General features: G+C 25.9%; 12 protein-coding genes and 1 tRNA gene. 9 read left to right on the top strand and 4 right to left on the bottom strand.

What is annotated here, in order from left to right; translation table 11 throughout:
• Nucleotides 1–74 precede the first annotated feature (74 nt).
• Nucleotides 75–1,370 carry an NAD(P)/FAD-dependent oxidoreductase gene (locus BLBBGE_RS00950; protein ID WP_012840730.1) on the top strand — a complete coding sequence of 432 codons (1,296 nt, stop codon included), beginning with the start codon at nucleotides 75–77 and terminating at the stop codon, nucleotides 1,368–1,370.
• On the opposite strand, the gene BLBBGE_RS00945 is transcribed toward BLBBGE_RS00950, so the two are convergent.
• Together BLBBGE_RS00945 and BLBBGE_RS00940 are read right to left on the bottom strand one after the other, a co-directional pair.
• Nucleotides 1,352–2,392 (bottom strand): chorismate-binding protein, encoded by a 1,041-nt coding sequence (locus tag BLBBGE_RS00945; RefSeq protein ID WP_012840729.1) that lies wholly within the window; start codon nucleotides 2,390–2,392, stop codon nucleotides 1,352–1,354. The two genes, BLBBGE_RS00950 and BLBBGE_RS00945, sit on opposite strands and share 19 nt — an antisense overlap.
• Before the next feature lie 6 nt (nucleotides 2,393–2,398).
• Nucleotides 2,399–2,836, bottom strand: coding sequence for a hotdog fold thioesterase (locus BLBBGE_RS00940; protein WP_012840728.1), 438 nt, complete (start codon nucleotides 2,834–2,836; stop codon nucleotides 2,399–2,401).
• 78 nt (nucleotides 2,837–2,914) lie between these two features.
• On the opposite strand from BLBBGE_RS00940, the gene BLBBGE_RS00935 reads away from it, so the two are divergent.
• The 7 genes from BLBBGE_RS00935 to miaA all read left to right on the top strand — a co-directional run bounded on the left by BLBBGE_RS00935 (nucleotide 2,915) and on the right by miaA (nucleotide 10,160).
• Nucleotides 2,915–3,457: an NUDIX domain-containing protein gene (locus tag BLBBGE_RS00935; RefSeq protein ID WP_012840727.1), complete on the top strand. Its 543-nt coding sequence runs from the start codon at nucleotides 2,915–2,917 to the stop codon at nucleotides 3,455–3,457.
• Between the two features lie 3 nt (nucleotides 3,458–3,460).
• Nucleotides 3,461–3,865: a 6-carboxytetrahydropterin synthase gene (locus BLBBGE_RS00930; RefSeq protein WP_012840726.1), complete on the top strand. Its 405-nt coding sequence runs from the start codon at nucleotides 3,461–3,463 to the stop codon at nucleotides 3,863–3,865.
• Nucleotides 3,852–4,955 (top strand): glycine cleavage system aminomethyltransferase GcvT, encoded by a 1,104-nt coding sequence (gene gcvT / locus BLBBGE_RS00925; RefSeq protein WP_012840725.1) that lies wholly within the window; start codon nucleotides 3,852–3,854, stop codon nucleotides 4,953–4,955. Before BLBBGE_RS00930 ends, gcvT begins: the two co-directional genes overlap by 14 nt.
• 99 nt (nucleotides 4,956–5,054) lie before the next feature.
• A complete protein-coding gene (locus tag BLBBGE_RS00920; protein ID WP_012840724.1) occupies nucleotides 5,055–6,347 on the top strand; it encodes an MATE family efflux transporter in 1,293 nt (430 codons plus the stop codon).
• A gap of 115 nt (nucleotides 6,348–6,462) precedes the next feature.
• Nucleotides 6,463–8,118 (top strand): DEAD/DEAH box helicase, encoded by a 1,656-nt coding sequence (locus tag BLBBGE_RS00915; protein ID WP_012840723.1) that lies wholly within the window; start codon nucleotides 6,463–6,465, stop codon nucleotides 8,116–8,118.
• A 7-nt stretch (nucleotides 8,119–8,125) separates the two neighbouring features.
• On the top strand, nucleotides 8,126–9,217 hold the full coding sequence (gene aroC, locus BLBBGE_RS00910) for a chorismate synthase (protein ID WP_012840722.1): 1,092 nt from the start codon (nucleotides 8,126–8,128) through the stop codon (nucleotides 9,215–9,217).
• Nucleotides 9,195–10,160, top strand: a complete 966-nt coding sequence (miaA, locus tag BLBBGE_RS03175) for a tRNA (adenosine(37)-N6)-dimethylallyltransferase MiaA (RefSeq protein ID WP_012840721.1) — start codon at nucleotides 9,195–9,197, stop codon at nucleotides 10,158–10,160. Before aroC ends, miaA begins: the two co-directional genes overlap by 23 nt.
• Here the strand turns inward: miaA and BLBBGE_RS00905 are convergent.
• A tRNA-Val gene (locus tag BLBBGE_RS00905) sits at nucleotides 10,120–10,195 on the bottom strand. The two genes, miaA and BLBBGE_RS00905, sit on opposite strands and share 41 nt — an antisense overlap.
• A 41-nt stretch (nucleotides 10,196–10,236) precedes the next feature.
• A complete protein-coding gene (locus BLBBGE_RS00900) occupies nucleotides 10,237–11,484 on the bottom strand; it encodes a Mur ligase family protein (RefSeq protein WP_012840720.1) in 1,248 nt (415 codons plus the stop codon).
• Between the two features lie 70 nt (nucleotides 11,485–11,554).
• Between BLBBGE_RS00900 and glnS the strand changes: the two genes are divergently transcribed.
• Nucleotides 11,555–13,252, top strand: coding sequence for a glutamine--tRNA ligase (gene glnS / locus BLBBGE_RS00895; RefSeq protein WP_012840719.1), 1,698 nt, complete (start codon nucleotides 11,555–11,557; stop codon nucleotides 13,250–13,252).

The following is a 13,252-nucleotide window of genomic DNA, read 5'->3' as shown; positions in this document are numbered from 1 at the left end:
TTTGAACAAAATTATTAATTTATCAATTAAAATGAAAATATATATAAATTAGCTTATGTCTCAAACTTTTGACTATGAATATTCCAACAATAAATAATCTAAAAAGAGTTGTTATTATTGGCGCTGGATTTGCCGGTTTGCAAGTAGCAAAAAAACTAAGAAGAGACAAATTTCAGGTTGTTCTTATAGATAAAAACAATTATCATACTTTTCAACCATTATTGTATCAAGTAGCTACAGCTGGTTTAGAACCAGATTCTATAGCTCATTCTATTAGAAATATTATTAAAAAAACAAAAAACTTTTTTTTTAGATTAGCTTATGTTCATTATATAAATACAGAAAAACAAAAAATTTATACCAATATAGGCGATTTATCTTATGATTATCTAATTATGGCTACAGGATCTGTAACAAATTATTTTGGAAATAAGAATATTGAATCTTTTGCCTTTCCGATGAAATCGATTCCAGAAGCTTTAGATCTTAGAAGTCTTATTTTGCAAGATTTTGAATCAGCTTTACTCACAAAAGATTCTAAAGAAAAAGATAGATTAATGACTTTTGTGATTGTGGGAGGAGGACCTACCGGAGTAGAACTTGCGGGAGCTTTAGCGGAAATGAAAAGATATGTACTTCCAAATGATTATCCTGATTTAGATATTGAATCAATGAATATTCACTTATTACAAGCTTCACCTAGACTACTGGATGGAATGTCTGAAAAATCAGCAAAACAAGCTTATAAAAATTTAAAAGAATTAGGAGTCATCATTTGGTTAAATTGTTTAGTTCAAGATTACGATGGTAAAATTGTTTTTATAGAAAAAAATAAAAAAATAGAATCAGCTAATGTAATATGGGCTGCTGGAGTGAAAGGTGCTATTATAAAAGGTTTTTTAAAAGAAGATATAAAAGGACACAGGATTCTGGTAGATAATTATCTTAAAACTATAAAATATAAAAATATTTTTGCGATTGGAGACGTTGCTGTAGTTTGTATGAAGTCTTATCCTAATGGGCATCCTATGACTGCACAACCTGCTATTCAACAAGGTAATTATTTAGCTAAAAATTTTAATCGTTTATCTGATCAAGAAAACATTAAACCTTTTATGTACAAAAATTTAGGATCTATGGCTACAATTGGTAGAAATAAAGCAGTATGTGATTTTCCCTTTTTTAAATTAAAAGGTTTTTTAGCTTGGATTGTATGGATGTTTGTTCATTTAGTCAGTTTAGTTGGGTTTAGAAACAGAGCAATAGCCTTAACAAATTGGATTATTCAATATTTTCATTATAATAAAAGTGTACGTTTAATTATAAGACCATTCTATAAGAAAAAAAAAAATTATTTAAAAAAAAGTTGAGAAAAAATATTTTGAACTTTGTTTTTTGTTTCTAAATATTCTCTATCTATATCACTGTCTATAGTAATTCCACTTCCAGCATACAAAGTTATTTCTTTTTTATCTTCTTTGATTCTTGCACATCTCAAATGAATATAAAATTCCATACTTTTTCTGTTGACAATTCCGATATATCCTGTATAAAAATTTCTTGTATATCCTTCATGTTTTTGAATGAAATCTAAAGATTCTTTTTTAGGGGCTCCACATATAGAAGGTGTAGGATGCAATTTATTTAATATTTCATAATAATCAGGTTCTTCCGAAAAATAAAAAAAAATTGGAGTTTCCAAATGTTTTAAATGTCCCATTTTCACAGTTTTAGTTTCTTCTAAAACAATAGAACCATTATAATTTTTTTTTAATAAATGAATAATATATTTTATTACAATTTGATGTTCTTCCTTTTCTTTTTTTGTCCATTTATATTTATTCCAAATAGTTCCTGCTAAAGCTACAGTTTTAAATTTTCTTTTATGAATTTGCATCAACAATTCAGGGGTACATCCAATCCAAAAACCATGACGAATGTCGTACCAAAGACTGACTAAGGCATTTGGATAAGAAACAATTAACTTTTGAAAAGTTTTTTTCCAATAAAAACTGTGAAAAGAAATTTTTATAGATCTAGATAAAACCACTTTTTTAAAGTATCCTTTTCGTATTTTTTCTATTGCTTTTTTAATTAAGTTTTTATACTCCAAAGAATCAGTTAAAAGAAAAGAATTCTTTTCATAAGATTTTCTTACGAAAGATTTTTGTATATCTGAACAATAAATTTTTTTCGGAACTATTTTTATAGTATAATTATGATCAAAATCTTGAATTATAAAAAATTTTTCTTCTTTAGAATCAGAATCAGAATGAGAATAAAAAAAAACTTGATTTTCATTAGGTTTTCTGAAAATAACAAATCGATTGTGATTCCAATAATTTTTTATGATTTTTTTGTATAAAGAAAAAATACTGATTTTTTGATACATATTTGTCTATTTTTTTCTAATTATAATATTAGTCATTTTACAGAAACTAATAATATTTTTTTTTTCATTATAAATATCAATTTGAATAACATGTAAAGTTTTTCCTTTGTGAAAAATTTTAGATTTAGCAAATAAAATTCCTTTTTTTACATATCTAATATGATTGGCAGAAATTTCAATATTGAAAACATTGAAATTATCTTTTTTTTCATTTTTTTCAGATATAAAAGATAAAGAACAACCAACACTTTCAGCTAAAGTTATTGTAGCCCCTCCATGAAGATAACCAAAAGGTTGAAGAATTTTATTATTTATTGGCATTTTTGCTATCAAAAGATCTAATTTTGTGGATAAAAAAATAAACTGAATACGCATTGCACTTATAAATGTATTTTTTTTTAAATTATTCAATTCATTTAATAATTCTTTAATTTCTTTTTTCATAATAAATAAATTAAAGGTGGATCTTTTAGTCTAGTAGATTCCATTATCTTTTTAAGATTTAAAAAAAAATTGATGAATATGAAAGATAAAAAGAAAATAGCAGATGATGATTTTATTCCTTTGATAGGAAAAAAAATCAGATTATTGGATTTGAAAAAAAAGAACAAAATTCATTCAAAAGGATTGTTTCATAGCGCTGTTTCTGTATTTATTTTTAATCTCAAAAATGATTTAATGTTGCAAAAAAGATCTTCAAAAAAATATCACTCTTCCTTACTTTGGACTAATACATGTTGTAGTCATCCTAGAAAAAATGAATCCCTTTTAACAGCAGCACATCGTTGTTTAATAGAAGAGATGGGTTTTGATTGTTTTTTAGAAGAAAAATTTTGTTTCACTTATCATGAATTTTTGAGCAACGGATTAATAGAAAATGAATTAGATCATGTTTTTGTAGGATATTATGAAAAATCTCCAATTATAAATTATAAAGAAGTTGAAAATTGGAAATGGATTTCATTAAATGAATTAATTAAAAATGTTCATCTTTATCCAGATTCTTATACAATTTGGTTGAAAATTATCCTCAAAAATTATATAAATCAATTAAATATTCATTAAATTATGAAAGCTACCATAAGTAGAAGAGGGCATTTTAGTGCGGCTCATAGACTTTACAATAATCATTGGAATTATCAAAAAAATATAGAAGTATTTGGAAAATGTGCATATTATCATGGACATAATTATGAATATATAGTTAGTGTAACAGGAGAAATAGATGTAGAAACAGGATTTGTTCTTAATTTACAAAAATTAAGAGATATTCTTCGTGAAGAAATAGAAAAATTTTTTGACCATAAAAATATTAATTTAGATTTAAAAGAGTTTTCTTCTGTAAATCCTACAGTAGAAAATCTTGTTGTTTTTATGTGGAAAAAAATAAATAAAAGAATATCTTCTAATTTAGATTTAAAAATAACTTTATACGAAACGGAAAATAACTTTGTTGAATATGACGGAAAATAATTTAAAAAAAACAATTTTATATGAAAATCATATACGTTTAGGCGCTAAAATGGTTAATTATTCTGGATTTTATATGCCCCTTCAATACACATCTTCTTTAAAAGAACATATGTCAGTAAGAAATAATGCTGGAATTTTTGATGTTAGTCATATGGGAAAATTCATTTTAAGTGGAAAAGATTCCATGAATCTAATTCAATATTTGACCACAAACGATTTATCCAAAATAAAAATAGGACAAGCTCAATATAACTGTTTCATAAATGAACATGGAGGAATTATAGACGATTTAGTAGTTTACAAAATTACTGAAAAAAAATTATTACTTATAGTTAATGCAGCTAATATTGAAAAAAATAAAAAATGGATAAATCATCATATTAAAAAAAATGCTTTTTCTGATATAGAACTCATAGATTTTTCTTCAGAATATTCTTTATTGGCTATTCAAGGTCCATTCTCTTTATTTTACATTCAAAAATTAACCAATATTCCATTACAAAAAATTCCTTTTTATCATTTTGAAATAGGAGAGTTTGCAGAAATACAAAAAGTATTGATTTCTTGTACAGGATATACAGGATCTAAAGGTGTTGAAATTTATATTCCAAATGAGTATGCAGAAAAAATATGGAATAAAATTCTAGAAATAAAAAAAATAATTCCTTGCGGAATAGCAAGTAGAAACTCATTAAGATTAGAAATGGGATACCGTTTATGGGGAAAAGATCTTTGTGAAAAAACAACACCCATAGAAGCTGGATTATCCTGGATAACAAAATTCGAAAAAAAATTTCTTGCAAAAGAAATATTACAAAAACAAAAAAATAAAGGAGAATATAAAAAATTTATATCTTTTGTCATAGAAGAAAAAGGAAAAATCCCAAGAGATGGATACTCTTTAATAGATAAAGATAATAATATTATTGGAAATGTAACTTCTGGTACTTTTTCCCCAATTTTAAAAAAAGGAATTGGATTAGGATATTTATGGAATCAGAAAATAAATTCTGTTTTTCTTTCAATAAGAAAAAAAAAGATACCTATTAAAATGGTAAAATTACCTTTTATAAATATAAAAAACAGTTAATTTTTATTCTTTAAAGAAAAGAATGAAATGAGTGATTTCAAATACTAATTCTATTAAAAAAACGAAACATATTCGAAACATATTAAAAAAAATTTTTTATTGGCGATTCCTGTTTTTTTTACCCAATTGGGAGTAATATGTGTAGGTTTATGTGATAATATTATGGTTGGTTTTTTGGGAAAAACAGCCTTAGCTTCAGTTTCATTAGCCAATGCCGTTTTTTTTATTATAGTTATTTTTGGATTAGGAATATCTACAGCTATTTCTTCTCTAATTGCATCTATAGATGCTAAACAGGAATACAAAAAAGGTGCTATTATTTTTTATCATGGATTAATTATCAATTTTTTTCTATCCATATTTATGTATGGATTGATACATATTTTTTTCTACATTCTACCCTATTTAGGACAACCTCAAGAAATATTAAATGAAACTATATCTTTTCTAAAAATAATAGCTATTTCTTTTATTCCATGGATGATATTTGAAGTTTTTAGGAAATTTTCGGAAGGATTATCTTTAGTCTTTCCTGGTCTTGTTGTCACTTGGGTTTCAGCTTTTATTAATATAATATTGAATTATGTTTTTTTAAACGGAATTTGTGGATTTCCTAAATTAGGATCTGTAGGTGTGGCTTATTCTACCTTAATATCTCGTATGACTATGTTAATAGGAATTCTAGTATTATTATACAGATATAAAAAAGTACATGATTACTACAATCATTTAAATATTTTTTTAAAAAAAATATTTAAAAGAATCCTAAAAATAGGAATTCCTTCTGGATTTCATATGTTGTTTGAAATGAGTGCTTTTGCTGTTTCTTCTTTTATATCAGGAAGATGTGGAGTTAAGGTATTGGCCGCTCATCAAATAGTTATCAGTTTAGTCTCTTCTACTTTTCTTCTCAGCACAGGTCTTTCTGTAGCTGCTACAATTAGAATAGGAAATCAGTTCGCTTTAAAAAATTATTCTGAATTAAGAAAAATAGGAAAATCTATTCTGTTAATGGGAGTTGTTTTTATGTCAATTTGTAGTTTTTTCTTTTTCTTTTTTAAAAGCTATATTCCTTCCATTTATATAAAAAATGATTATGAAGTTATAAAAATTGCAGAAAAAATGATTGTTATTGCTAGTTTTTTTCAATTATCTGATGGATTACAAGGAATTATTCTTGGAGCTTTAAGAGGATTACAAGATGTTCATATTCCCATGTGGATTAGTTTTTTTTCCTATTGGATTATTGCTTTACCTACAGCTTGGTTTTTATCATTTCAAATGGGAGGACAAGGAATTTGGATTGGATTAGGGATAGGGCTTACTTTATCTGCTATGTTGCTCTTTATAAGATATGAAACTATAACTAAAAGACTTATAAAAAAAATATAATAAACAACTAATATTCAATTGAATAATCATAATTTATAATAATTATCTATATTTGTTGATATAATGAAAAATTAAAAAAACAGTTTTTTTAATTTTTTAACCATTCTTTTCTTTTATGAAAAAAACATTTAAAGAATACAATTTTTTTAACAAAAATATACTTAAAGCTTTAGAAGCTATTGGATTTCAATATCCTACTACTATACAGGAAAAAGTTATTCCATTTTTGCTTTCTTCAGAAAGAGATGTCATAGCATTAGCTCAAACAGGAACAGGAAAAACAGCGGCTTTTGGATTGCCTATCATTCAAAAAGTAAATTTTGATTTAAGTATACCACAAGCTTTTATTTTATGTCCTACAAGAGAACTTTGTGTACAGATCACTCGTGATTTTTATCGTTTTTCAAAGTTTTTATCCACTATAAAAATTATTTCCTTATATGGAGGAGTTAGTATAGACTCTCAAATCAAATCTTTGCAAAATAAAACTCACATTATAATAGGAACTCCGGGTCGAATCATTGATCTAATCAAAAGAAAAAAATTACATCTTGAAAAAATTAAATATTTAATTCTTGATGAAGCGGATGAAATGCTAAATATGGGATTCAAAGAAGAATTAGATTATATAGTAAAAATGTTGCCAAAGAATAGACAAAGTCTTCTGTTTTCAGCAACAATGTCAAAATACATGAATGCTATAGCACGTACTTATTTAACAGATCCTGTGGAAATTATTGCAGGTCAAAAAAATATTGTATCTGATGGGGTCAAACATATTTACTATATGGTTGGTCATTTAAATAAAAAATATTCAGCTCTGAAAAGAATTGTAGATATTAATCCTGGTATTTATGGAATTATATTTTGTGAAACAAAAAAAGAAACGAAAGAAATAGCTGAATATCTCATAAAAGATGGTTATAATGCTGATGCTTTATATGGAGATCTTTCTCAAACACAACGAGAATCTGTGATGAATCGATTTAGAAACAAAAATTTGCAATTTCTCGTTGCTACGGATGTAGCCGCTCGTGGATTAGATGTTCATAATATAACTCATGTTATAAATTATAATCTTCCAAAAGAGAGTGATATTTACATACATAGAAGTGGTCGTACTGGAAGGGCAGGTAATTCAGGAATTTCCGTTTGTATTATTCATTCCAAAGAAACTAGAAATTTAAAAGAATTCGAGAAAAGAATAGGAAAAAGCTTTGAACGTGTTATGGTCCCTAATGGAAAAGAAATATGCGAAAAACAACTACTCTATTTTATAGAAAAAGTAAAAAAAGTAGTTGTAGATGAAAAATTGATGAATCAATTTCTTCCTGAAATACAAAAAAATTTAGAGTTTTTTGATAAAGAAGAATTGATCAAACGTTTTTCTTGGATTGAATTTAATCGTTTTATAAGTTCTTATAAAAATTCTAAGGATATCAATCCTATTTATACACCTATTTATACAAGAAAAACTTTTATGAATAATAAATTCACAAAAAATATTTCATCAAGAACAAAAAAATTTAGAAAAGAATCTTTTTCCAAACTCTTTTTGAATAGAGGTTCTAAAGACAATTTAACAAAATTAGGATTGATCAACTTAATTAATCAAGCAGCTAACAATTCTCGTATTCATATTGGACATATAGAAATTTTATCAAATTCTTCATTATTCGAAGTAGAAAAACGTTATAGAAATAAAATATTAATAGGAATGAGTAGAATTAACTATTTGGGAAGACCACTTTCTATAGAGATTCAAAATTAAAATTTATATGGCAGGGAATACTTTTGGTCATTTATTTAGAGTTAGTACTTTTGGAGAAAGTCATGGAATAGCTTTAGGAGGAGTTATTGATGGATGTCCAGCAGGTTTGGAATTAAATTTTGAAGAAATTCAATATGAACTAAATCGTAGAAAACCGGGACAATCATCTATAGTCACTCAAAGAGACGAACCTGATAAAGTCAATTTTTTATCTGGAATTTTTGAAAATAAAACAACAGGAACCCCTATTGGTTTTATTATTTATAACAAGGATCACAAATCAGATGATTATAAACATATTCAGGATATTTATCGACCTTCTCATTCAGATTTTACATATGAAAATAAATATGGAATCAGAGATTATAGAGGGGGGGGGCGTTCTTCTGCCAGGGAAACTATATGTAGAGTAGTTGCTGGATCTATAGCCAAACAACTAATAAAAGATATAAAAATTATATCTTATGTTTCTTCTGTAGGAAATATTTCCGTCAATAAATCTTATCAAGAATTAGATTTATCCAGAAAATCCATAGAAAGATATCCTATCAGATGCCCTGATTCATACATTGCAGAAAAAATGATACATAAAATTCAAAAAATAAAAAATAAAGGAGATACAATAGGAGGAACAATCACTTGTGTTATTCAAAACGTACCAATAGGTATAGGAGAACCAGTTTTTGATAAACTGCATGCTGAATTGGGAAAAGCAATGCTTTCAATTAATGCTGTAAAAGGTTTTGAATATGGAAGTGGATTCCAAGGGACTGAGTTAACTGGATCTCAACATAATGATCCTTTTCATAAGAATGGAAAAACTAAAACAAACTTATCCGGAGGAATACAAGGAGGGATATCAAATGGAATGGATATTTATTTTAGAATAGCATTTAAACCTGTAGCTACAATCATGCAAAAACAAAAAACTATAGATAGACATGGAAATTTTGTTATTATGGAAGGAAAAGGAAGACATGATCCTTGTGTATTGCCACGTGCAATTCCCATTGTAGAATCTATGACTGCTTTGGTATTAGCCGATTATTGGATGCATTCTAGATTATCTAAATTAAATGCAAATACATTTCAATATTGAATTGAATCGAAAATTTATCATTTTTATCTTGGGACCAACATGTGTTGGAAAAACTGACATTTCTTTATTTTTAGCTGAAAAATTAAAAACCGAAATTTTATCTAGTGATTCTAGACAATTTTATAAAGAACTAAGGATAGGAACTTCTATGCCTACAATAGAAGAATTATATCGAATCCCTCATCATTTTATCGGTCATTTAAGTATTTATCAGATTTATAATGCTAAACTTTTTGAAATAGACTGTTTAGAAAAAATATCAAAATTATTTGAAAAATATTCCATACTGATTATGGTAGGAGGATCTGGATTATATGAAAAAGCTATAACAGAAGGATTATCTGATTTTCCTAAAATAGACTTAAATGTTAGAAATGATTTGATTTTTCATTTTCAAAAAAATGGAATATCTTTTTTACAAAAAGAATTTAAAAAATTAAAAAAACAAAATGAATCAATAATAGACATTCATAATCCTAGACGTTTAATACGATATTTAGAAATCGTAAAATCAACAGGACATGATCCTTTCTTTTTTTCGAAAAAAAGACCAAAAAAAAGAAATTTTTCAATTTTGAAAATCGGATTGATTTTGTCTAGACATGAAATTTATTCTAGAATAAATAATAGAGTAGAAAATATGATTAAAACAGGTCTATTAGATGAAGCAAAACTCTATTTTTGTCATAGACACTTAAATAGTTTACAAACTATAGGGTATAAAGAAATTTTTGAATTTTTTTTGTCAAAAAAAAATTGTTTAAATGAAACTATAGAAAAAATAAAAACAAATACTAGAAGATACGCTAAAAGACAATTAACTTGGTACAAAAAAGATTCTTCGGTAACATGGTTTCATCCAAAAGAAAAAGAAAGAATTTTGAATTTTATTTTAAAAACCGTGGGCAATACTGGATTTGAACCAGTGACCTCCTGCTTGTAAAACAGATGCTCTAAACCAAACTGAGCTAATTGCCCTTTTTCATATTTTCATTTACTCAAATGTAAGAAAAAAATTATTATAAATAATATAATAAAACTTCAGATACAATAAACGTACTTCCACTTATTAAAATTAAATCATTTTTATCAGCTCTTTCTTTAGCAGATAAAAAAGCTTTTTCTACAGAAGAATAGAAACTGATTTTACTTCTATTTTTAAACATTTTATGAACCAATATTTTTAGGTCATCTATGGGGAATTTTCTATCAATTTTTGGTTGACAAAAGTAATAGAAAGATTCAATTGGAAAATATTTTAATAGCTTTTCTACTTCTTTCTCTTTCACAAAACCTAAAACCAAATGCAATTTATTATAAGATTCTTTTTTTAATTGATGATTTATCATATCAATGCCTTCTTCATTATGAGCTATATCACAAACAATTTTTGGTTTATTTTGTAAAATCTGCCAACGACCTTTAAAATTTGTGTTTTTGATTACATTTTTTAATCCTTTTTTTATGGATTGATTAGATACAATTATATTTTTTCTATAATGTAAAATATTTACAGTTTTTAATACAACACTTCTATTTAAATCTTGATAATCTGCTTCGAAAGGCATTTTATATTTAAAATCTTCCTTTTCTTTTACAGAAAAATAGATTGGCGAATTTTTTTTTAAAGCTTCTTTAAAAAAAATAAATTGTATCTCTTTTGAGATTTTTCTTCCTATTATTACTGATACATTTTTTTTAATGATTCCTGCTTTTTCAAAGGCTATTTTTAATTTGCTATTTCCAAGAGTTTCTGTATGGTCTATGCTGACGTTTGTGATAACAGATATTTCTGGGATTATAAGGTTAGTGGAATCCAACCTGCCCCCCAGTCCTACTTCAATAATTGCTATATTTACTTGTCTTTCTTTAAAATATTGAAAAGCTAAAGCTGTATTCATTTCAAAAAATGAAATTTTTTCATTTTCTATAAATTTTTGATTTTTTCTAATGAAATCAACAACGAAATCTTTTTCTATTAAAACACCATTACAGGTGATTCTTTCCCTAAAATCTATTAAATGAGGGGAAGTAAATAATCCAATTTTATATTTTTCTTCTTGCAGAATAGAAGATAACATATGAACTGTAGATCCTTTTCCATTTGTTCCGCCTACATGGATGCTTTTAAAAAAATTTTGGGGATTTCCTAAATGAGAACAAAAATTGAGTATTCTTTTCAAACCTGGTTTATAGGATTTTAACCCTGATGTCTGATAAATTGGAAGACGTTTAAAAATCCACTGAACAGTTTCTAAATAATTCAAGTTTTAACTATTAAAAATAATATAGCAAAAATATATTTTTTTCAAAAAATTAATTATATTCGCATTAGAATTGATTTCTAATTATAAATTTTTTATTGGAATAGAATCACATCTACATTTTATTGAAAAAATTATAGAGGAAGATATAAACAATGGATTTCCTGTTGAAAAGATTAGATTTCGTTTTCCTCCCGAACCGAATGGATATCTTCATATTGGACATGTAAAAGCTATATGTCTCAATTTTGAATTAGGAAAAAAATACAAATCTCCAGTTAATTTAAGATTTGATGATACTAATCCTATAGTAGAAAATAGGAATTTTATAGAATCTATAAAAAAAGACATTCTTTTCTTAGGGTTTAAATGGGATAGAGAAAGCTATGCCTCAGATTATTTTCATAAGCTTTATGAGTGGGCTGTGAAATTAATTAAAGAAAACAAAGCTTATGTAGATGATCAATCCCAAAAAATCATCCAATTTCAAAGAAAAAGTCCTTTCGAAAGTGGAATTCATAGTAATTACAGGAACAGATCTATAAATGAAAATTTGTATTTATTCGAAAAAATGAAAAACGGATTTTTTAGGGAAGGTTCTTGTGTTTTAAGAGCTAAAATTAATATGAGTTCTCCAAATATGAATATGCGAGATCCAATTATGTATAGAATTTTGCATGAAAAACATCACAGAACTGGAAATCAATGGTGTATTTATCCCACTTATGATTGGACTCATGGTCAATGTGATTATTTTGAACAAATATCACATTCTTTATGCTCGTTAGAATTTGAAAATAGACGTCCGTTATATAATTGGTATTTAGATCAAATTCATGATTCTGAAAAAATAAGACCTAAACAAATAGAGTTTTCAAGATTAAATTTAAGTCATACTATAACTAGTAAAAGAAAAATTCAATATTTAATAGAAAAAAAAATTATTCAATCTTGGGATGATCCTCGTATCTTAACAATATCTGGATTACGTCGTAAAGGATATACTTCAATAGCTTTAAAAAATTTTGTTCATAAAATAGGAATTACAAAAAGAAATAATATCATTGATATATCTCTTCTAGAATTTTGGATAAGAGAACATTTAAATAAGATTGCTCCTAGAGTAATGGTAGTATTTCATCCAATAAAATTGATCATTGATAATTATTCAATTAATACTACTGAATGGATAGAAGCAGAAAATAATCCGGAAAATACTAATTTTGGAAATAGAAAAATACCCTTTTCTAAATTTATATATATTGAAGAAGACGATTTTTTGGAAAAACAAAAAAAGAATTTTTTTCGTCTTAGTATTGGAAAAGAAGTCAGACTTAAAAATGCTTACATTATAAAGGCTAATTCTATTCTCAAAAATTCTAAAGGAGAAATTCAGGAAATACACTGTACTTATGATCCCAAAAGCAAATCTGGAAAAAAAGAAAAAATAGAAGAAAAAGGAAGAACAAAAAGCACTTTGCACTGGGTCTCCATAAAACATTCTTTTCCTATAGAGATTAATTTATATAATCCTCTTTTTTTGAAAAGAAATCCAGACGTAGATTTTCATACATGTATAAATCCCAAATCAAAAGATAAAATTATAGGTTATGCAGAACCTTCTTTAAAAAAAGCAAAAAAAGGAGACCATTATCAGTTCCAAAGAATTGGTTATTTTTATGTGGAAAATGTTAAATTTGATAAAATCATTTTCAACAAAACAGCATATATAAAAAACCAATGGGAAAAAATCAAAAAAAAATCTTCATAG

The sequence above is a fragment of the Blattabacterium sp. (Blattella germanica) str. Bge genome, assembly GCF_000022605.2.
Classification (GTDB): domain Bacteria; phylum Bacteroidota; class Bacteroidia; order Flavobacteriales; family Blattabacteriaceae; genus Blattabacterium.
The sequence above is the reverse complement of the archived record's forward strand: the minus strand, read 5'-3'. Positions and strand labels throughout refer to the sequence as shown.